14 protein-coding genes are annotated in these 22,132 nt (G+C 61.1%); 11 read left to right on the forward strand and 3 right to left on the reverse strand.

Features of this window, described 5'->3' with window-relative positions; translation table 11 throughout:
- Nucleotides 1-10 precede the first annotated feature (10 nt).
- The 3 genes from V4R08_RS04375 to V4R08_RS04385 all read left to right on the forward strand — a co-directional run bounded on the left by V4R08_RS04375 (nucleotide 11) and on the right by V4R08_RS04385 (nucleotide 3,047).
- Nucleotides 11-1,753, forward strand: a complete 1,743-nt coding sequence (locus V4R08_RS04375; RefSeq protein WP_335578215.1) for an ArnT family glycosyltransferase — start codon at nucleotides 11-13, stop codon at nucleotides 1,751-1,753.
- 213 nt (nucleotides 1,754-1,966) lie between these two features.
- A complete protein-coding gene (locus V4R08_RS04380; protein ID WP_335578216.1) occupies nucleotides 1,967-2,731 on the forward strand; it encodes a glycosyltransferase family 2 protein in 765 nt (254 codons plus the stop codon).
- Complete coding sequence (locus V4R08_RS04385) at nucleotides 2,724-3,047, forward strand: lipid-A-disaccharide synthase N-terminal domain-containing protein (protein ID WP_335578217.1); 324 nt, start codon at nucleotides 2,724-2,726, stop codon at nucleotides 3,045-3,047. Before V4R08_RS04380 ends, V4R08_RS04385 begins: the two co-directional genes overlap by 8 nt.
- A 13-nt stretch (nucleotides 3,048-3,060) precedes the next feature.
- Here the strand turns inward: V4R08_RS04385 and V4R08_RS04390 are convergent, their stop codons facing one another.
- Nucleotides 3,061-4,752: a Na/Pi cotransporter family protein gene (locus tag V4R08_RS04390; RefSeq protein ID WP_335578218.1), complete on the reverse strand. Its 1,692-nt coding sequence runs from the start codon at nucleotides 4,750-4,752 to the stop codon at nucleotides 3,061-3,063.
- A 254-nt stretch (nucleotides 4,753-5,006) separates the two neighbouring features.
- Nucleotides 5,007-6,203, reverse strand: a complete 1,197-nt coding sequence (metC, locus tag V4R08_RS04395) for a cystathionine beta-lyase (RefSeq protein WP_335578219.1) — start codon at nucleotides 6,201-6,203, stop codon at nucleotides 5,007-5,009.
- Nucleotides 6,204-6,794: 591 nt separating this feature from the next.
- On the opposite strand from metC, the gene V4R08_RS04400 reads away from it, so the two are divergent.
- The 4 genes from V4R08_RS04400 to V4R08_RS04415 are packed head-to-tail and all read left to right on the forward strand — an operon-like array spanning nucleotide 6,795 to nucleotide 11,330.
- Nucleotides 6,795-7,829, forward strand: coding sequence for an amino acid ABC transporter substrate-binding protein (locus V4R08_RS04400; RefSeq protein WP_335578220.1), 1,035 nt, complete (start codon nucleotides 6,795-6,797; stop codon nucleotides 7,827-7,829).
- 20 nt (nucleotides 7,830-7,849) lie between these two features.
- A complete protein-coding gene (locus V4R08_RS04405; protein ID WP_335578221.1) occupies nucleotides 7,850-9,055 on the forward strand; it encodes an amino acid ABC transporter permease in 1,206 nt (401 codons plus the stop codon).
- Nucleotides 9,052-10,572 carry an amino acid ABC transporter permease gene (locus V4R08_RS04410; RefSeq protein ID WP_335578222.1) on the forward strand — a complete coding sequence of 507 codons (1,521 nt, stop codon included), beginning with the start codon at nucleotides 9,052-9,054 and terminating at the stop codon, nucleotides 10,570-10,572. The genes V4R08_RS04405 and V4R08_RS04410 overlap by 4 nt, the downstream gene beginning before the upstream one ends.
- 14 nt (nucleotides 10,573-10,586) lie before the next feature.
- Nucleotides 10,587-11,330, forward strand: coding sequence for an amino acid ABC transporter ATP-binding protein (locus tag V4R08_RS04415; protein WP_335578223.1), 744 nt, complete (start codon nucleotides 10,587-10,589; stop codon nucleotides 11,328-11,330).
- 18 nt (nucleotides 11,331-11,348) lie between these two features.
- On the opposite strand, the gene V4R08_RS04420 is transcribed toward V4R08_RS04415, so the two are convergent.
- Entirely contained in the window at nucleotides 11,349-12,389 is a 1,041-nt protein-coding gene (locus tag V4R08_RS04420) for a cysteine synthase A (protein ID WP_335578224.1), read from the reverse strand.
- 648 nt (nucleotides 12,390-13,037) lie between these two features.
- Here V4R08_RS04420 and V4R08_RS04425 point away from each other — a divergent pair.
- From V4R08_RS04425 to V4R08_RS04440, 4 genes are all read left to right on the forward strand, one after another.
- Entirely contained in the window at nucleotides 13,038-14,453 is a 1,416-nt protein-coding gene (locus V4R08_RS04425) for an efflux transporter outer membrane subunit (protein ID WP_335580179.1), read from the forward strand.
- A complete protein-coding gene (locus tag V4R08_RS04430; protein ID WP_335578225.1) occupies nucleotides 14,443-15,816 on the forward strand; it encodes an efflux RND transporter periplasmic adaptor subunit in 1,374 nt (457 codons plus the stop codon). The genes V4R08_RS04425 and V4R08_RS04430 overlap by 11 nt, the downstream gene beginning before the upstream one ends.
- 65 nt (nucleotides 15,817-15,881) lie before the next feature.
- The gene (locus V4R08_RS04435; protein WP_335578226.1) at nucleotides 15,882-19,007 is read left to right on the forward strand and encodes an efflux RND transporter permease subunit; all 3,126 of its coding nucleotides are present in this window, start codon (nucleotides 15,882-15,884) and stop codon (nucleotides 19,005-19,007) included.
- Entirely contained in the window at nucleotides 19,007-22,105 is a 3,099-nt protein-coding gene (locus tag V4R08_RS04440) for an efflux RND transporter permease subunit (RefSeq protein ID WP_335578227.1), read from the forward strand. Before V4R08_RS04435 ends, V4R08_RS04440 begins: the two co-directional genes overlap by 1 nt.
- The last annotated feature ends 27 nt before the right edge of the window (nucleotides 22,106-22,132 follow it).

Here is a 22,132-nt window from a genome sequence, read left to right on the forward strand (position 1 = left end):
TGCGAAACCCATGGCCGAGACCCTTCCCCGTCCCCGATTTGGACAATCGCGCGAGCCGAAGAACCCGGTGAATGTGGGACGGGGCCTTGCGAACGTGATCGATTTTGTCACTACCAGCCACATCAGGTCGGCGCTGTTTCTGACGATCGTCGGTCTAATGTTCTTTCTGCCCGGCTTCTTCAACATCCCGCCGATCGATCGCGACGAGCCCCGTTTCGCGCAGGCGACCAAACAGATGGTCGAGACCGGCGATTTCGTCGACATCCGCTTTCAGAACGAGGTGCGTTACAAGAAGCCGGTCGGCATTTACTGGTTGCAGGCAGCCGCGGTGGAAACGGCGTCGTCGCTCGGACTCCCGCGAGCGCAAATCCGTATCTGGCTGTATCGCGTACCCTCCCTGATCGGCGCGATCGGCGCGGTACTCCTGACCTACTGGGCGGCGCTCGCTTTCGTGGGGCGGCGCTGCGCTGTTCTGGCCGGGCTGATCCTGTGCAGTTCGGTATTGCTGGGGGTGGAAGCGCGGCTCGCAAAGACCGACGCCATGCTGCTGCTGACCGTTGTCGCAGCGATGGGCGCGCTCGCGCGGATCTATCTGTCGTCGCAGCGGCGCGAGAACCTGGAGCATCCGTCATGGATACATCCGGCGATCTTCTGGACCGCACTCGCCGGGGGAATTTTACTCAAAGGGCCGTTGATCCTGATGTTCGTGGGATTGACGATCGGGACCGTCTCCATTCTCGATCGCTCGGCGTCGTGGCTAAAGCGTCTGCGGCCCGTCTGGGGGCTGATATGGATGTTGGTTCTCGTCATGCCGTGGTTCGTTGCGATTTTCCTCCGCGCCGGAGATACGTTTTTCGCGGACTCGATTGGCGGCGACATGCTGAGCAAGCTCGCGGCTCAGGAATCACATGGAGCGCCGCCCGGAACTTATTTTCTGTTGTTCTGGATTACGTTCTGGCCTGGCGCGCCGCTGGCAGGGCTGGCGGCGCCGGCGGTCTGGCGCGCGCGCCGGGAGCCGGGGGTGCGGTTTCTGCTCGCGTGGCTGGTTCCGTCGTGGATCGTGTTCGAACTGGTGTTGACCAAACTGCCGCACTATGTGCTGCCGCTGTGTCCGGCGATCGCGATCCTGTCGGTTTACGCGCTGGAGCGCGGCGTGTTGTCCCGGTCGTGGCTCACGAAGGGCGCCGCATGGTGGTTTGCCATCCCCGCGATCACCCTGGTGCTTGCGGTCATCGCGACCATTACCCTGACGCGCCAGCCGGTCTTTATGGCATGGCCGTTTGCCGCCGCGGCCCTGATCTCCGGACTGTTCGCGTGGTGGCTCTATGACGACCGTAATGCGGAACGTTCCTTGCTGAATGCGGTCATGGCGGCGCTGTTCCTGAGCGTTTCCGTCTATGGGATCATTGTCGCGGCACTGACACCGCTGTTCCCGAGTCCGGAAATCGCGCGCGCGCTACGAAACGTGGTGTGCGTCGGGCCGAAGGTAGCGGCGGCGGGCTACCATGAGCCAAGTCTGGTCTTTATGACGGGAACGTCGACGCTGCTGACCGATGGTCCCGGCGCCGCCGATTTCCTCGGCCACGGAAGCTGCCGGTTCGCGCTCGTCGAATCGCGCTCCGAGCGGGCCTTCGCACAGCGCGCCGAAGCGATCGGCTTGCGCTACAACGTCGCCACGCGCATCGACGGCTACAACTTTTCGCAGGGCAAGACGATTTCGATCGCCATCTTCCGCTCGGAGGGAACACGTTAGGATATCCGGGGCGTTAGCACGGTGCAGCGATACGCTGCCGGTGTCTTTCCGTTCGCCGGACAATCGTTCCTGCGATTGGCACGGCCGCCATCACATTCTCCGCGCGTCGAAGCGGACCATTTCAAAAGGGTTGCCCGCGGCCTGTTCGCGCCATAAGAAGCGGACGCGGCCAGACCAGTTTGGCGCGGCTCTGACCAGCGGACCAATCGGACGATGAACGACGACATGTCAGCCACCAGCGCGACAGCGCCGACGGTTTCCATTGTTGTGCCCGTGCGCAACGAGACAAACAATGTCGCGCCCCTCGTTGACGAGATCGCTGCGGCGCTCGACGGCCGATGGGCCTACGAGATCGTCTACGTCGACGATGGCTCCGCCGATGCGACCGCCGAGCGGTTGGCGGGGATTATGACCCAGCGCGGGAACCTGCGTCAGATCCGCCACGAAAGGTCATCCGGACAATCGGCGGCGGTCCGCACCGGGGTGCGCGCGGCGCGCGGCAAGATCGTTGCGACGCTGGATGGCGACGGCCAGAACAATCCGGCGTTTCTGCCGGACCTGATAATCGCAATCGAGAACGGCGGCGATCGTATCGGTCTTGCCGCCGGCCAGCGCGTCGGCCGCAAGGATACCGGATTCAAGAAATTCCAGTCGCGGATCGCCAACAAGGTGCGAAGCCGGGTGCTGAGCGACGGCACCCGCGACACCGGCTGCGGACTGAAGGCTTTTCGGCGGGAGGTGTTCCTGTCCTTGCCTTACTTCGATGGCTTGCACCGGTTTCTTCCGGCGCTGGTGCGGCGGGAGGGCTATGACATCGCCTATGTCGACGTGATCGACCGGCCACGACGTTCCGGCGTGTCGAACTATGGTTTTTTCGATCGGCTGTGGATCGGAATCATGGACCTCGCCGGGGTGTGGTGGCTGATCCGCCGCAAGAATTCGACGCCGGTCGCAACCGAGGTATTGCGTCATGACTGATATCATCGGGACGCTGACGAACTATCTCTATGACGTGTTCGTCACCAAGTTCGACGGCTGGGTCATTCTCGGTTTTGTCGCGCAGGGATTTTTTACCATGCGGTTCGTCGTGCAATGGATTGCATCCGAACGCGCGCGGAAGAGCGTGGTACCGGTCGCGTTCTGGTTCTTCTCGATCGGAGGCGGCACTCTTCTTCTGGCTTACGCCCTGTATCGGCGAGACCCGGTGTTCATTGCGGGCCAGGCCCTCGGCCTTGTCGTCTATTTCCGGAACGTCTACTTCATCATGCTCAACGGACGCCAATCATCGAGCTGAGGGTGGTGTCCGGTTAGTGCGTGGACGGATGCGCTGGCGGGGAAATCCCGAGCAAATCGGTTTCACCCTGCCGTAAAGCCGGGAGCTTGCCTGCGGCCTCCAGAACCGGATAGGCGACCGAGCAAATGTGCGAATGTATCCGCCGCAGATCGCGCAGGACGTCGAGATGCAGCGACGTGGTCTCGATCGTTTCGGGGCGTCCCTCGCGCAACCGGTCAAGGTGCCGCTCGGTGGCTGCGAGTTCGAGGTCGCGCAAGGCAACTTTCTCCGCGATGAGCTGGCTGGCCCCATTGACATTGCCGAACATGAAGACGCCGAAGGCGATACGAAGCGAATCCATCGTCCGCTTGTGAAATGCCGAAAGCTCGCTGGCGCCTTCGGGCGAAAATTGAAAACGGTGTTTGATTTTCTTGGTGGCCAGATCGCTCAGATTCTTATCGATAATGTCGCCGATATGTTCGAGGTTGATGGCGAATGCGATGATTTCCATCGCGCGATGCCCCTCGCATTCGTCGAGGCTGCCGCGGGTCAGTTTGGTCACATAGAGCTTGATAGCTTCATCGAGCCCGTCGACGCCGTCATCCATCCGCGAAACCTGATCCACCAGCGATTTGTCGTTGGTCATCATCGCATCCATCACCTTGCGCAGCATGGCTTCCACGAGGTCGCCCATGCGCAGCGTTTCGCGCGCCGCGTCGGCGAGCGCAAGCGATGGCGTTTCCAGCGCGCTCTCGTCGAGATAGCGGGGTCGCCACGGATCGGCCTCGGACACCCTTTCGGGCAGAAGCCGCTCGAGCAGGCGTGCCAAGCCGTCGAGCAGGCCGATAAACAGGATTGCGGTCATAACGTTGAATGCAATGTGAAACGTCGCGGTCGCTGTGGCGAGGTTCGGCTGCCATGCCAGCATGAAGTCTACCATCGGTCGCAGAAATGGTGCGACCAGCAGCACTCCTATGAGCCGGTTGAGCATGTTGCCGAGCGGTAGCCGATAGCTCGCGGGATTATCACGCCGGCCGCCTTCGACGATGGGGTTGACGGCGCTGCCGATATTGGCGCCGAGCACCAGCGCGAAGGCCGCATGTGGCGAAACGAACTGGGAGTAGGCGAGCGACATGATGAGGAGAACGGTCGCGACGCTGGAATGGACGGCCCAGGTCACGATGGCGCCGATGAGGATGCACAGGACCGGGTCGCCGGTGATGGCGTTGAGAAAAACCCGCACGCCCGGCGCATTTTCAGCCGGCGCGAGCGTCGTAAGTAAAATATGGAGCGCCAGCAGCATCAGACCGAGGCCGATAAAGACACGGCCGACGTCCTTGATGCGCGTGCGGGCGCCGCTGCGGAACGCCACCAGTCCGACCACGAAGAAGATCGGCGCGACGGCGGAGATATTGAACGACAGCACCTCAACGATCAGCGTGGTTCCGACGTTCGCGCCAAGCATGATCGCGAGCGCCGGAACAAGGCTTACCAGACCTTCCGCCGCGAACGAGCTGGTAATCAGGCCAGTGGCGGTGCTGCTCTGGAGCAGGGCGGTGAGACCGAGGCCGGCGCCGAACGCGGCAAAACGATTGCGAAGCGCTTTGCCCAGAAATCGGCGGAGGTCCGGACCGAAGGCGCGCAAGATTCCGCTCCGGACCATATGAAGGCCCCAGAGCAAAAGCGCGATACCACCCATCAGATCGAGAAGAACAAGGCTTCCCATAAGTTTCCCGTCAACGAATTGGAGTCGAAGGGTCAGGCTATCGGCAAACGGCGGCGGATCAATCTCTTTATTCGTGTGTTTCGCCGCAGGCCGAACAAACGAGCTGACGAAAAGCGTCCGCCAGAGCGGGATGAGGAAAAGTGTGCAGCGGTTTTCCGCCCGCATCCCGCTCTAAATATTGAAATTGATCACGTTCATGATTTTGGATCGATTCGATTCAAAATCATGAACGTGATCAAGCGAGTCAGAGAGGTTCACCGCCGGGCGTTGCAGGCTTCAAATCCGCGGTCGAGATCGGCTTTGAGATCGTCCACGCTCTCCAGCCCGATGTGGAGCCGCAGCGTCGGGCCGCCCGGTGCCCAGGTCGTCGCGGTGCGATACGCGGCGCAATCGAAGGGAATGATGAGGCTCTCAAAGCCACCCCACGAGTAACCCATGCCAAACAGCTTCACCGTATCGAGCAGCGCATCGACGGCCTGTTGTGGCGCGGGCTTGAGGACAATACTGAACAGTCCCGATGCGCCGGTGAAGTCGCGCTTCCAGATCGCGTGGCCGGGATCGTCCGGCAGCGCCGGATGCAGGACCCTCGTGACTTCCGGCCGTCTCGCGAGCCACTGCGCCATGTCGATCGCGGCTTGCTGGTGATGCGCGAGCCTGACTGCGAGTGTCCGCAGTCCTCGCAATGCCAGAAACACATCGTCAGGTCCCGCACAGACGCCGAGCAGCCTGATCGTTTCGGCGACGGCCGGCCACGCGTTGGCGTTGGCGGATATGGTTCCGAACATGATGTCGGAATGTCCCCCGATGTATTTGGTCGCCGCCTGAATGCTGATGTCCACACCTTGTTCGAGCGCCCTGCGGAATAGGGGAGTGGCCCACGTATTGTCGTCGACCACGAGCGCTCCTCGCGCGTGCGCGACCGCGGTGACCGCCGGAACGTCGGGCATCTCCAGGGATTGGGAACCCGGAGCCTCGACCATGACCGCGCGGGTGTTGGGCCGGAACAGCGCCGCGATACCCGAACCGGCCAGCGGATCGAAATAGGTGGTCTCGACTCCGTAACGCGCCAGGAGCCCGTCGCAGAAATTTCGCGTGGGGCGATAGACATTATCGCAGACGAGGAGGTGATCGCCGGCCTTCAGCACTGACAGCAGCGCGGTGGAGATCGCAGACACCCCCGATGGAACGAGGCCGACGCCTGCGCACTGTGGGCCTTCCAACGCCGTCAACGCATCCTGCAAGGCGCGGGTAGTGGGCGTGCCGTGCCGTCCGTAATGGAATTCTCCGCGATGGGCGTGAAGGTCACCGGCGGTCGGGTAGAGTACGGTCGAACCGCGAACGACGGGCGGATTGACAAACCCCTTCTGGGCCTCGGTATCTCGACCCGAAACGACCAGTCTGGTTTCCGCATGAAGCGAATCCGTCGGTCCGTCGTCCTTTGAGAAGGTCATCTGTTCGCCGCTGCAAAAGGAGGCATTTTGCCGCTGACGCGCTGCCTCGAACTTTGCCGGATCTTAAGTTCCGGCGTGATTTCACCAGTAACAGGAAGGGGAAGACCCTCGTCAACCCCTTGACCCTGCCCGCCAGTGGAGAGAATTTGACATTCGCGACCCACTTGGTGTCCCGATCTAGTGTGGTACAGGCTCACACGTTCGCTGGAAGGACTTGCAGAGAAAATGAAGCGAACGTCTGAACCACCACACTAGCCGCGCGTTCCGGATGCGAATGTCAAATTCACTCCACGAGCAGCTTATATTTGCTAGTGCTCCTTCGATTCTAACATTCGCAACACACTCGCTGAAACGGGATGCGAATGTTAGAATCGAAACACTATTCGTTCTGTGATGAAATCCAACTCTCTGCTGACCGCATGTTGAGAGGCCCGCTGCGAGTTTCGATCTGTTCTCAACCTCGGCTGATCGACAAAAGTCTGTCTTTGGCCGGGATCCTGGTGGAGGAAAACAAATCGATCGACCGAATTCAACCGAGCGTCCGAACGGCAACGAACTGACAATCCATTGATGTCCCTGAAAGGCATTGCCATGAAATGCGTACTTGCTGTCATCTTCGCTATCGCCGCCGGTCTTTCGTTGCAATCGGCATCCGCACAGGATTCCGCGAAGGCGAAGACCACGCTCGAAGCAGTCAAGGCGCGAGGCATGTTGTCCTGTGGCGTGAGCCAGGGGTTGCCGGGGTTTTCGGCGCCTGATGACAAAGGCAACTGGACCGGCCTTGATGTGGACATCTGTCGCGCAATCGCGGCAGTGGTGTTCAACGATCCGACCAAGGTCAAATTCGTTCCGCTGTCTGCCAAAGACCGGTTTATCGCCCTCCAATCCGGCGAGATCGATGTGCTGTCACGCAACACGACATGGACGCTCTCACGCGACACCTCGCTCGGTGCAAATTTCACCGGCGTGACGTATTACGACGGACAGGGTTTTCTGGTCAGGAAATCGCTCAAGGTCAATTCGGCGCTGGAATTGAACAGCGCGTCTGTCTGCGTCCAGACCGGCACCACGACCGAACAGAATCTTGCCGACTACTTCAAGAGCAACAAGATGAAGTATGAGGTCATCGCGTTCAGCACGGCCGACGAAACCATCAAGGCCTACGAATCAGGCCGGTGCGATGTGTTTACGGCCGATATTTCGCAGCTTTATGCCGAGCGGCTGAAGCTCTCCAACCCCGCCGATCATGCGGTCTTGCCCGAGGTGATCTCGAAGGAGCCGCTCGGGCCGATGGTGCGTCATGGCGACGATCAGTGGTTCGATCTCGTGAAGTGGACCCTGTTTGCGATGATCGACGCCGAAGAACTCGGCATCACCCAGAAGAATGTCGACGAGATGGCCAAATCGAGCAACCCGGAACTGAAACGCGTCTTCGGGACCGACGGCAATTTAGGCGAACAGCTTGGCGTGACCAAGGATTGGGTGTCGCGCATCATCAAAGCCGTCGGCAATTATGGCGAGTCGTTTGATCGTAACGTCGGCGCCGGCTCGAAGCTCGGGATCGCGCGGGGGCTCAACAGGCTCTGGAACCAGGGCGGCATTCAGTACGCGCCGCCGATCCGTTAGCGCCAGCGCCAGAAACAGCGATGGCCGCCGAGCCTCGAAAACCGCCGCTTCAGTTGTTCTTAAAGCTCCGGCGCGCGCTCGGGGGCAGGGCAGGTTGGGGCGGACTCGCGCTCCAGGTGTTGTTCGTCGCCGCGCTGGCATGGATCAGCTATGAGATCGTGGCCAACGCCCAAGGAAACCTGGAGACGCAGCATGTCGCGTCCGGCTTTGATTTCATGTCGCGCACGGCCGGATTCAGCGTCAGCCAGAGCCTGATTCCATACTCCGAGACCGACACCTACACGCGCGTGTTTCTGGTCGGCCTTCTCAACACGCTGCTGGTGGCCGTGGTCGGCATCTTCTTCGCAACGATCATCGGCTTTATGGTGGCGCTTGGCCGGCTGTCACCGAACTGGCTGATATCGCGCATTTCCGGCGGCTATGTCGAGTTGGTCCGAAACCTGCCGCTGCTGTTTCAAATTCTGTTCTGGTATCTTGCTGTGCTGGGGGCGCTGCCGAGTCCAAGGCAAAGCGTTTCGATCTTCGGCAGTATCTTTCTCAACAATCGCGGTCTCGTCATTCCGAAGCCGATCGGGCACGAGGGGCTTGTCGCCTTTGCGATTGCGATCGGCGTCGCGATTGCAGGGTCCGCGCTGCTGCGCAGCTATTCGCGCCGCGCACGGTTCCATAGCGGACGAGCGGTGGTCGTCTGGCCTTACGTTTCTGGTCTGCTGATCGGTCTCTCGTTGATTGCGATACTCGTTTTCGGCGCACCCTTCACATTCGAGATGCCCGTCCTCAAAGGATTCAATTTCTCCGGCGGAGCGCGCGTGACCCCGGAATTCGTTGCGCTCGCCATCGCGCTTTCGACGTATACGGCCGCGTTTATCGCGGAAGTCGTGCGTGCCGGAATCCTCTCGGTTCATAAAGGGCAGATGGAGGCGGGAGCATCGCTCGGGCTCTCGCGCGGATCGACGCTGCGATTGATCGTGGTGCCGCAAGCGATGCGGATCATTCTGCCGCCGCTGACCAATCAGTATCTCAATCTCACCAAGAATTCGTCGCTGGCTGTCGCCATCGGATATCCGGACCTGGTCTCGGTGTTTGCCGGAACCACGCTGAGCCAGACCGGACAGGCCATTGAGATCATCGCAATCACGATGGGCGTTTATCTGCTGATTTCACTGGTGACCAGCGCGATCATGAGCTTCTACGGCTGGCGCGTCGCGCGGAGCATGGGCGCATGACCGATCAGCCCGCATTGTCGTTCGTTCGCGCCGATCTTGTTCCGGAGCGGCCCGTGCCGATCAAAACCATCGGCTTTGTGGGCTTTCTGCGGACCCGTCTGTTCAATACCCCGACCAATGCACTGCTGACCATCGTGGGTGCGTTGCTGCTCTGGTTCATCATTGTCCCCACGATCCAGTTTCTTCTCGTGGACGCAGTCTGGGAAGGCAAGGATCGGACATCGTGTCTGGCTGCGGATGCGGGGCATTCCGTCGGGGCATGTTGGCCGTTCGTCCAAGCGAAAATCACGCAGTTTATCTACGGCTTTTATCCCGAACCCGAACGCTGGCGGGTGAATCTGACCTTCCTGCTGGCGGCCGTTTTGCTGCTGCCGCTTCTGATCCCGCGATTGCCTGCCAAAAGTCTCAACGCGGGCCTGTTCTTTGTCGCTTTTCCCGTTGTGGCATTTTTTCTGCTGCATGGCGGAGGCATCGGTGGATTCGGCGTGAGTTGGACCGTCGGCTTTCTGTCGAACTTCGCTGACGGCGTGGGCAATGCCGGGCGGCAACTCGCCGCGTCAGGAGAGGCAGGCGGAATCGGTTCGACCTTGTGGCTTCTGGGAAATGCCGTTGCATGGATCGGCGATGCGTTGAACTCGCTGGCGTGGCCCCTGATCTGGCTGCGCGATCGGGTCCAAAACTCCGGTCAACCGGTCTGGTCCGATTTTGCGTGTACCGCTGCGATCGTTTCGCTGCTGCTCTTTCTTCTGAGCGGCGCATTCCGCACGGGCTGGCGCGCGCTGCTCACCAGCCTGACAACGTTCGTCGGTATTGGTCTGGTGATCGCGGTGATGCACCTCGATCGCGGCGGCCTTCCGGTCGTCGGTACCCGACTCTGGGGCGGTCTGCTGGTGACATTGGTGGTGTCGGTCACCGGCATCGTAGCGTCGATACCGATCGGAATCACGCTGGCACTGGGACGACGCTCCACCATTCCACTGATCCGGATTTTTTCGATCGCCTTCATCGAGTTCTGGCGCGGCATTCCCTTAATCACCGTGCTGTTTTTCGCGACCTACATGCTGCCGCTTTTCCTCCCCGGAAACTTCACCGTCGATGGTCTGGTCCGGGTGTTGATCGGCGTCGCGCTGTTCGCCGGCGCCTATAATGCCGAGGTTATTCGCGGCGGCCTGGCCGCGATCCCGCGCGGACAGGCGGAAGCGTCTCACGCGCTTGGCTTGTCGTACTGGAAGACGACGGGACTGATCGTGATGCCGCAGGCGTTGCGGCATGTCATCCCCGGACTGGTCAACAGCTTTATCGCGTTGTTCAAGGATACCTCGCTGGTCTCGATCGTTGCTCTGTTCGACCTGCTCGGGAGCTTGCGGGCCTCGTTCGCAGACCCAACGTGGGCGACGCCGACCACGCTGTTCACAGGGTTCGCCTTCACCGGAATTATCTATTTCGTGTTCTGCTTCAGCATGTCCCGCTATTCACTGTTCGTCGAACACCGGCTGAACGCGCACCGGCGAAGCTGAGCCTGGGATTAGCCATGACAGACACGAATGCCATCGTTTCCATCGCCGGCCTCAACAAATGGTACGGCAGCTTCCACGTGCTGCGGGACATCGATCTCGATGTGGCGCGCGGCGAGCGTATCGTTATCTGCGGACCTTCAGGATCGGGAAAATCGACGCTGATCCGCTGCATCAACGCGCTCGAGGAATTTCAGGAAGGCCGGATCGTCGTCGATGGAATCGAACTTGGTCCCAATCTGCGGCGCGTCGAGGAGGTTCGACGCGAGGTCGGAATGGTTTTCCAGAGCTTCAATCTGTTTCCGCACCTGACTGTGCTCGAAAACTGCACGCTTGCTCCGATCTGGGTTCGCAATATCCCGAAGAAGGACGCCGAAGCGGCGGCGATGAAGTTTCTCGAACGTGTCAAGATTCCTCATCAGGCCAACAAATATCCCGGCCAGATGTCGGGAGGCCAGCAGCAGCGCGTGGCGATTGCGCGCGCGCTCACGATGAATCCGAAGGTCATGCTGTTCGACGAGCCCACATCGTCGCTCGACCCCGAGATGGTCAAGGAAGTGCTCGACACCATGGTCGATCTCGCCAAGGAAGGCATGACCATGCTTGTGGTCACGCACGAAATGGGATTCGCAAGGGAAGTAGCCAACCGCGTCGTGTTCATAGACGAAGGACAGATCATCGAATCCAATACGCCGGCGAACTTTTTCGCCAATCCGCAACATCCGCGAACCCAGCTCTTCCTCAGCCAGATCCTGCGTTGAGACCGCGGCGACTTGAGACTAAGTTTGCGCGAGGGGGACCTTCACGGTGCTCCGCCGCTCCAGCCATTGTGGCACGGGAAGGTTTTTGGAACGCATGAAGTCCGGATTGAACAGCTTCGACTGATAGCGGTTGCCGGAGTCGCAGAGGATCGTCACGACGGTGTGGCCGGGTCCCAACTTGCGTGCAAGACGAATTGCGCCGGCGACGTTGATGCCGGTGGAGCCGCCAAGGCAAAGCCCCTCGTGTTCAAGCAAATCGTAGATCACCGGCACGGCTTCCTCGTCGGGAATGAGATAGGCCTCGTCGACCTTGGCGTTGGCGATCACCGGGGTTACCCGCCCAAGGCCGATTCCCTCGGTGATCGAACCTCCCGGGGTCGCCTTGGCCACGCCGTTTTTGAACAGCTCATACATGGCCGCCCCGCACGGGTCCGCAACGCCGATGACGATGTCCTTCTTTTTCTCCCGCAGGAAAGCGCCGGTCCCCACCAGCGTGCCGCCGGTCCCGATCGAACAGATGAAACCATCGACCGTGCCGCCGGTCTGCTCCCAGATCTCGGGCCCCGTTGAAACGTAGTGGGCTTTGGGATTGTCGAGGTTGTTCCATTGATCGGCAAACAGGACGCCGTTGGGTTCGGACTTGCGCAACTCGTCCGCGAGACGTTTTGCGATGTGCTGATAATTGTTCGGATTGCTGTATGGGAGCGCCGGAACCTCGACCAGCTCGGCTCCGCACAGCCGCAGCATGTCCTTCTTTTCCTGGCTCTGCGTTTCCGGGATGACGATCATCGTGCGGTAGCCGCGCGCGCTGGCAACGACGGCAAGGCCGATGCCGGTATTGCCGGCCGTGCCTTCGACCACAAGGCCGCCGGGCTTGAGATCGCCCCGCTTTTCGGCTTCAAGGATCATCTGTTTGCCGGCGCGATCCTTGACCGACTGACCCGGATTCATGAACTCGGCCTTACCGAGGATGGTGCATCCCGTCGCTTCCGATGCGTGCTTCAACTTGATAAGCGGTGTGTTGCCGATCGCTTCGACGACGTCGTTGTTGATTCTCATGAGATGCTAAATCTTGTCGGCCCATTGGAGGAATTGAGGGCAACCCTAGTTGAGAGGCGAGGGAGGTACAAGGGCGCGAAGACGGTCGGTCTCACAACCGGTTTGAGTTGCGTTGCTGCACGCTCTTTTGCGAGGAAGAGGAATTTGTCGCAAGCGCTTCCGGAGCGGTGGGCTCCGCAACGGGCGAAACGATCCGCCTGGCCGGGCTTCGAGTCGCGTGAAGCGCACGTCTGGCCCGAGAATCCTCGGCAGCGTGTCGTCCGCGCCACTGCGCCGCATGAAATCTTGGTAAGATTGCCGGGACCGCTTGCGAACTGATCGTCTGGAAAGCCTGTTAAACAGGGCTTTTTGATAAATCAGGTTACCTACAGAGCAGCGACGTCGATAGAACGTATCTAATGTTCGCGGCCGTGCAGGACTGTCCGGCGATTGATCGGGCCGCTAGAATAGGGCGGTTCCAAGAGGAAGCAATCCCACCGGTGACCGCGTTGTTTTTTGTATTTGAAAAGATTGGTACGTGGGTGCTGCGACCTCACGCGAATGCCTGTTATCGCCTCTGCCGCCCCTTGGAGGGCCGGCGTGGGTGATTCTCCTGCGAATGCCTCGATCGATCCACAAGGGGTTGCGACGTGGATTTATCGTTCCGCCATGCTCCTCGCGATATTGGCGGCGGTGGCAACGTCGGCTGGCTGCGTTCTGACCAGGGATCTTCCCGATCCGGCGCTGGACATTCCGGCCGGATACAAGGCTGCGCGGCTGACCACGACTGAGGCTCCGCCGACGCTCGACTGGTGGCGTGGCTTTCGCTCGCCAGAGCTGACGGGCCTGATGGAGGAAGCCCAGACCGTCAATCTGGACATTGCAGCGGCGACGGCGCGGATCGTGCAGGCCGATCAGCAAGCCCGGATCGCGGGGGCGGCGCTGTTGCCGAGCCTCAGTGTCGGGGGACAGGAAACCTATTCCCGCACGTCGGGGTCGAGTTCCAGCGGCCTGACCAACCGCGGTCGGGAGGTTGTGAACTACTCGTCCTCGCTGAGCGCCGCCAGCTACGAGATCGATTTCTGGGGCAAAAACCGCGATGCCGCCCTGGCCGCTGAGGAAACCGCGACGGCAAACCGCTTTGATCGCGATGTGGTCGCCCTGACGACGCTCACCAGCGTTGCGAATGCCTATTTTCAGGTCCTCGCGGCGCAGGATCGTATTCGCACCGCCGAGCGCAACATCGCCAGCGCCGCGCGCATCCTCGACGCGATCAAGCAGCGGCTGAGTGCCGGCACCGGGACCGATCTCGACGTGGCGCAACAGGAAAGCGTGCTGGCCAATCAGCGCGCCGCCGTTCCGCCGCTTCGTCAGATCCTGCTGCAGAACATCAACGCACTCGCGACGCTGGTGGCGCGGCCGCCGGAAAGCGTGAAGGTCAAGGGCGGCTCGCTCAACCGGATCGCCGCACCGCGGGTGACGCCAGGCCTGCCGTCGGAATTATTGACGCAGCGTCCGGACATCCGCCGTCAGGAAGCGCAACTCGCATCAGCCACCGCCAACGTAGGCAGCGCGCGCGCGCAGTTTTTCCCGAGCATTCAGTTGACCGGGCAGGGTGGTTATCAAAGTTCGGCCCTGGTCGCGTTGTTTCAGCCTAACGCCGCATTTTTCAGCCTCGCCGGCGGACTGACGCAGCCGATCTTCGACGGCGGCAGGATTCTCGGCAACTTCGAGTACACAAGGGCGAAACAGGACGAACTGCTTCAGATGTACCGCAAGACGGTGGTTTCGGCGTTTGCCGACGTCGACAACGCGCTGATCGCGATCCGTCAGACCACGGAGAGGCTGCGCCTTCAGCGGGATGTCCTGACTGCCTCGCGCAGGGCATTCGAACTCGGCGAGCAGCAGCTTCGGGCTGGCACCGCCGATATCGTAACCGTGTTGAATACGCAACTGACGCTGTTTCAGGCGGAGGATTCGCTGTCGCAGGCGCAGCTTGCGCGGCTACTGGCAGTCGTGAGCCTTTATCAGGCTCTCGGTGGCGGCTGGGAACCAAGGATTGAGAGGCCGGGCAATGCTCTTTAAACCGGGTCTGGACGAAACCGCAAAAGCAGTCGGCGACGGGATACCTGACAAGATGACGGGTCGAGGCCGGCGGCGGCCTGCCGTGCGGATCGCGATCACGCTTCTGATCGTCGGAGGATTGGCCTATCTCGGCTGGACCATGTTCGCGCAAAAGAAGCGCGACGCAAGGGCGCGTCCCGATCTCGCAGTTCCGGTGCTTGCCGCAACGCCGCGCATCGAGGACGTGCCGGTCTACCTCGACGGCGTCGGAGCCGTCCGGGCTCTGAACACGGTCGTCGTGCGCTCGCAGGTCGACGGCAAGCTGATCGCCGTCAATTTCACCGAAGGGCAGGACGTCGCGAAAGGCGACGTGCTGGGCGAGATCGATCCCGTGATCTACCAGGCGCAGTTCGATCAGGCGGTCGCGAAGAAGGCTCAGGATGAGGCGCAACTAGCCAATATGCGCCTCGATCTAAAGCGCTACCAGCAACTGGCCGCCTCCAAAGCCGGATCGAAGCAGCAGGCCGATACGCAGAGTGCGGTCGTTGCGCAGCAGGAGGCGCTCGTCAGGGCCGATCAGGCCGCGATCGACAACGCCCAGGCGATGCTCGGCTATACCAAGATTATCGCGCCGATTTCGGGCCGCGTGGGCTTGCGCCAGGTCGATCGGGGCAACATCATCCACGCGTCCGATGCGACCGGACTCGTCGTCATTACGCAGCTCCAGCCCATTGCTGTGCAATTCAGCCTTCCGCAGCAGCAGATTGTGCGTGTGAATGCAGCAGCGGCGAAGGGCGCCCTCGCAGTCGATGTATTCGGAAACGACGGAACGACAATTGCCGATACCGGCAAGCTGATCGGCATCGACAATCAGGTCGATCCGACGACCGGCACGTTGAAGCTGAAGGCCGAATTTCCGAACGGACACTTCCAGCTCTGGCCCGGCCAGTTCGTCAATGTGCGTCTCAAGGTGGAAACGCTGTCGCAGGCGACGGTCATACCGACGTCCGCGGTACAGCGTGGTCCGCTCGGAACCTTCAGCTATGTGATCGGAAGCGACGATATCGCGACAGCGAAGCCGGTAACGGTGACGCAGCAGGACGAAAACGACGCGGTGATCGCCAAGGGCATTGCTCCCACGGATCGGGTGGTGACCACGGGCTTTGCCAATCTGTCCGACGGCGCAAAGGTGACCGTCAGCCAGAACGACCGGCCGCCGACGGCCGATCTCGCGCCACAGAAGCGGCCGGGCAAACGCGGCGCTCGTCAAGGCAGAGGCAACGGCGAGCACCGCGGCAAGCGGGGCGAGGGAAGTCAAAAGCAGTCGGGCAATGGGGCGCAGGAAAACGGGCAGTCTAGCGGCAACGCAAAGGCTCGACCGTGATCCCGGAGGCAGGGTGCTGAGCATCGAACCCGCGGCAGCGAGCTGCCAGACATGAGCTGACAGACATGGGCGTCTCCGAACCGTTTATTCGTCGTCCGATCGCAACCTCCTTGCTCGGGATCGCGCTGATGATCGGAGGCGCGCTCGGCTATTGGGCGTTGCCGATCTCGGCGTTGCCGCAAGTCGATTTCCCGACGGTGCAGGTGAGGACGCAGTTGCCGGGCGCGAGTCCCGATGTTGTTGCGTCACTGCTGACCGCACCGCTGGAACGCCAGCTCGGACAGATCCCCTCACTGTCGTCGATGACATCGACAAGCTCGTTTGGCGTCAGTCAGATATCCCTGCAATTCAACCTGGACCGCGATATCGACGGCGCTACGCAGGATGTGCAGGCGGCGATTAACGCCGCCGCCGGGATACTGCCGAAAAACCTGCCGTATCCGCCGACTTACGCCAAGGTAAATCCTGCCGATGCGCCGGTGATGACGCTCGCGCTGACGTCGGACACGGTCTCGCTGCGAGCCATGAGCGATATTGCGGACACCATCCTGACCCAGCGTCTCAGCCAGATTTCGGGCGTGGGGCGCGTTTCCGTGCTCGGAGGTCTGAAGCCGGCGGTGCGTGTCCAGGCCGACCTCGCACGGCTGGCCGCCTACGGCATTTCAATGGAAGATTTGCGGGCCGGGATTGCCGGCGCCAATGTTTCAGGCCCAAAGGGGTCGCTGGACGGCGCGCAGCAAGCCTACACCATCGCCGCCAACGACCAGATCGCGGTGGCGGACGCATACAAGCCCATCATTATCGCCTATCGCAACGGCTCTCCGGTGACGATTGGCGATGTCGCCCAGATCGTCGACGGGCTGGAAAACGACCGCACCGGCGGCTGGTATAACGGAACGCCGGCCGTCATCATCGATATCCAACGCCAGCCAGGCGCCAATGTGATCGATGTCGTCCGCCAGATCAGGGAGGAGATTCCGAAGGTCCAGCGCGCGATTCCCGCCGGTGTCAAACTGACGGTCGTCAGCGACCGGACCGTGACGATTCGTGCCTCCGTCCACGACGTGCAATTCACGCTCATCCTCAGTGTCGTGCTGGTCACGCTCGTGGTGCTGCTTTTCCTGCGCTCGCTGCGGGCGACGTTGATCGCGGGCGTGGCGCTGCCGCTGTCGCTGATTACCAGTTTCGGCATCATGTATTTTGCCGGATTCAGCCTCGATAACCTGTCGTTGATGGCGCTGACGATCGGCACCGGATTCGTGGTCGACGACGCCATCGTGATGATCGAAAACATCGTCCGTCACATCGAGAACGGCGAAAGCGTCATGCAAGCCTCGCTCCGTGGCGCGAGCGAGATCGGCTTTACCGTGATTTCGCTGACGGTCTCGCTGATCGCGGTGTTCATTCCGCTGCTGTTCATGTCCGGGCTGGTCGGTAGGATGTTCCGCGAATTTGCCCTGACCCTCACCATCGCGGTCGTCACATCCGCTATCGTGTCGCTGACTTTGACGCCGATGATGTGCTCGCGGCTGCTGAAGCACTCCGGGGGAGAGCGAGCGGTTCCGGGATTGGCGGCGGTCAGCCGCAGTATCGATCGGATGGTCGAGTTCTATCATCGGACGTTGTTATGGGTGCTTCGGCATCAGCGCGCGACACTGGTTGTGGTGTTTGCGACAGTCGCCGCAACGATGGCCCTTTATGTCGTCGCGCCCAAGGGCTTTCTGCCCTTGCAGGACACGGCATCGATCATCGCGGTGACTGAAGCAGGGCCCGATGTATCCTTTGCCGAAATGCGAAGGCATCAAGCCGAGGTGGCCAACGTCATCAAAGAGGACCCCGACGTCACGGGTGTCGTATCGGTCATTGGTGCCGGCTCCGTGAATCCCACCACGAATGTCGGACGTCTGGTGATGACGTTGAAGCCGCGGAGCGACCGCCGTGACGATGTGGCTGTCGTCATCGGGCGTTTGAAGGCGCGCGTTGCCCCGATCCCCGGCATGACGGTTTATTTTCAGCCGGTGCAGGATGTCCAGATCAGTACGCAGTCAAGCCGTTCGCTATATCAGTACACTCTGACGGGGACGGATGCCACTCAGGTTTCGGAGTGGGCCGGTAAACTGGTTGCCGAACTGCGTCGCGATCCGCTGTTTCAGGATGTGTCATCCGAGGCTCAGGAAAACGGACTGCGTGCCGCGCTGCACATCGACCGCGCGCGTGCGGGCCAGCTCGGCGTCAGCCTTCAGGGTGTCAACGACACGTTGAACGATGCCTTCGCGCAACGGCAGATATCGACCGTTTACGGGCAGGCCAACCAGTATCGTGTCGTGCTGGAGGCCTTGCCGCGGTATCAGCGCGACCCCTCGATCCTCTCCAAGCTTTATCTGCCGGGTCTTGCCGGCGCACAGGTGCCGCTGTCCGCGGTCGCGACGCTGACCCGAACGACTGCACCGCTGGCGATCTCGCATCACGCGCAATTCCCGGCGGCGTCGCTCAGTTTCAACCTTGCTCCGGGAGAATCGCTCGGCGATGCAGTGGAGCGGGTCAAGACCATCGAGACCCGCATCGGCATGCCCACCAGTATCGTCGGCTTGTTCTCGGGCGATGCGGCGGAGTTCTCCAAATCACTTGCCGGACAACCCTGGCTGATCCTGGCCGCGCTGGTCACGATCTACATCGTGCTGGGCGTATTGTACGAGAGCTACATTCATCCGATCACGATTCTCTCGACGCTGCCTTCGGCGGGTGTCGGCGCCATTCTCGCGTTGATGCTGTTCGGACAGGATCTGTCCGTCATCGGTCTGATCGGCATCATTCTTCTGATGGGCATCGTGAAAAAGAACGCGATCATGATGATCGATTTCGCGCTCGAGGCTGAGCGCCATCAAGGCCTATCGCCGACCGAGGCGATCACGCAGGCCTGTCTGCTCCGGTTCAGGCCAATCATGATGACCACGCTGGCGGCGCTGTTCGGCGCGCTGCCGCTGGCGATCGAAAGCGGCACCGGCGCGGAACTGCGATTTCCCCTTGGCATCTCGATCATCGGCGGCCTGCTGCTCAGCCAGTTGCTCACGCTTTACACCACGCCCGTGATCTATCTGGCGCTGGATCGGCTGAACAAGCGTATCGAGAAGGCCGTCCCGACGGTTGGGCCGGAGCCGCCGATCGCGGGTACGACCGAAGGAATGCAGTAGTGGCCTCGATCTCCGAGCCGTTCATCCGGAGGCCGGTCGGTACCACGCTTCTGGCGATCGGCCTGTTTCTGATCGGTGTGGTCGCTTACGGGTTCCTCCCGGTAGCTTCGGTTCCGAATGTCGATTTCCCGATGATCAGGGTGTCGGCGAACCGGCCGGGGGCTGACCCTTCGGTGATGGCGGCGACCGTCGCCGCGCCGCTGGAGCGCCGGCTCGGCGAGATCGCCGGCGTCGATCAGATCACATCCACGAGCACGCTTGGCGCTACTAGCATCCGTTTGCGATTCGCTATCGGGCGAGACATCGACCATGCAGCACGCGACGTCCAGGCGGCGATCAACGCCTCGCTCGCCGATCTGCCGACCGATCTGCCGACATTGCCGAAATTCCGCAAGGCGAATCCCGCTGCGGCGCCGGTCTTTATTCTGGCGTTGACGTCAAAAACCATGTCGACCAGCGCGATCTATGATGTGGCCGACACCGTGATCGTTCAGCGCATCTCGCAGGTTCCAGGTGTCGGCGAGGTTACCGTGAGCGGCGCCGATCAGCCGGCCGTCCGGATTGCGCTCAACCCGGTAACGCTCTCGAACGCTGGCATCTCGACCGACGATGTCCGGACCGCGATCGTGAGCGCGAATCCGCTCGGCCCTGTCGGAATCTTCAATGGTGGCCGCCAGAGCGAAACGCTGTCGACCAACAAGCAGATGCGGACGGCGGTCGAATTTCGCGACATCGTTATCAAAAGCTCCGGAGGGAATTTCGTCCGGCTCTCGGACGTGGCCGATGTCAAGGATGCCACTCGAAACAGCCGCTCGATCGCCTGGTTCAACAAGCAACCCGCGGTGCTGATCCAGATCACCAAGCAGGGCGATGCCAACGTCATCGACACTGTCGACCGGGTGAAGGCGATGATCCCCGAGATCAAGCGATGGATTCCGGCCGGTGTCGAGATATCGACCATCGTTGACCGCACCGGCTCGATCCGCGCAAGCGTCGACGACATGGAGTGGACGCTGTTGGCGACAGCGTTTCTGGTGATGGTCGTGGTTTATGCGTTCCTCCGCCGCCTCACGCCGACCCTCGCGGCCGGTGTGTCGGTTCCGCTGGCGCTGGCGGGCACATGCGCCGGGATGTGGCTGGCGGGCTTCTCCATCGACAACCTCTCCCTGATGGCGCTGGCCATTTCCGTCGGTTTCGTGGTCGACGATGCCATCGTCATGATCGAGAACATGTACCGCAACCTCGAGCAGGGGCTGCCGCCTTATCGGGCTGCGCTCGAAGGAGCAAGGCAAATCGGTTTCACGGTGCTGTCGATCAGCCTGTCGTTGATCGCCGCATTCACGCCCCTGATCTTCATGGACGGCATGGTCGGCCGGTTGTTACGGGAGTTCTCGCTCACCCTCACATTTGCGATCGTGGTATCGACCGTCGTGTCGTTGACGGTCACGCCGGTGATCTGCGCCCACTACATCAAGCACGCGACATCAGCCGATGCGACCCGGCTTGACCGGCTGGTCGAAAGCTTGCTGTCGCGAATCGTGGCGTTCTATACGCGGACGCTGCGCGTCGTACTCGGCTTTCCCATCCTCACATTGCTGGTGTTTTTTGCGACGATCGCCCTGACAGTGACGCTATATATCAAGACGCCGAAGGGCTATTTCCCCATCGACGACAGCGGCTTCGTGATCGGCTCGACGCGCGCGTCGGCGGACGTTTCCTTTCAGTCCATGCTCGGGCTTCAACAGCGCGTTATGGATATCGTGATGGCAGATCCTGCCGTGCAAGGGATCGGCTCCTCCATCGGTGGCAGCAGCACGCGCGGAGGCTCAAATCGCGGATTCATGTATATCACGCTGAAGCCCCCGGCCGAACGGGGCGGGCTGACGACCCAGCAGGTGATCGACCGGATGCGCCGAAATCTCGGCGACGTACCGGGCATCAGGCTATACATGTTCGCAGCGCAAGACATTCGCGGTGGCGGACGCCAGAGCGATTCCAACTACCAGTACACGCTCTCCAGCACCGACCTCGATTTGTTGCAAAAGTGGGCGCCCCTTGTCGCCAAGCGCATGGAGACGGTGGAGGGAATCACGGACGTTTCCAGCGACCGCGATCCCGGCGGTCTGCAACTGACCTTGTCGATCGATCGGCAGAAGGCTTCCAGCCTTGGCGTCAGGGTTCAGGATATCGACAACGCGCTCAACAACGCCTTTTCGCAACGGCAGATTTCGATCGTCTACACCCAGCGCAACCAGTACCAGGTCATTCTGGAAATCGACCCGCAATTCCAGCAAGACCCATCCAACCTGGAACGCATCTTCGTTGCGGGAGCCAACGGAGTACAGGTGCCGCTGTCCGCCGTCGTCAGCTACCGGCGCGACCTCTCGCCGCTCGCCGTCTATCATACGCAGTCGTTTCCATCGGTGACGGTGTCCTTCAATACGTTACCGGGTGTGGAGCTTCAGGAAGCGACCACCAATATTCAACGCGCGGTCGATGAATTGCACATGCCCGAGGGTATACGCGGAAGCTTCGAGGGCAACGCCGCCGATTTCCGCAAAACCTCCGGGCGGCAGCCGCTACTGATCCTCGGCGCGCTCGTCGCTGTGTATATTGTGCTCGGCGTTCTCTACGAGAGCCTCGCGCATCCGCTCACCATCATCTCGACCTTGCCATCCGCCGGTCTTGGCGCGCTGCTGGCCTTGCAGATCACCAATACGTCGCTGACGATCATTGCATTCGTCGGAATCATTCTTCTCATCGGCATCGTCAAGAAGAACGGCATCATGATCGTGGATTTCGCGCTGGATGCCGAGCGCCAGCGCGGCCTGTCGTCCACGGACGCCATCTTCGAGGCATGCAGCGTGCGCTTCCGACCCATCCTCATGACCACCATGGCGGCGATTTTCGCCGCGATACCGCTGGTGCTCGCAACCGGCCCGGGCACGGAACTACGACGACCGCTCGGCATCACCATCATCGGCGGGCTGCTCGTTTCACAGGTTTTGACGCTTTACACGACACCCGTGATCTACCTCCTGATCGATCGGTTGCGGCGGCGAGGCGAGGCTGCGCCAGCGGTCGCGCCGGCCGAGTAAGCGGGACCCGATCGGTTTCCTTGCTGG

The organism is Nitrobacter sp. NHB1 (assembly GCF_036964665.1).
Classification (GTDB): domain Bacteria; phylum Pseudomonadota; class Alphaproteobacteria; order Rhizobiales; family Xanthobacteraceae; genus Nitrobacter.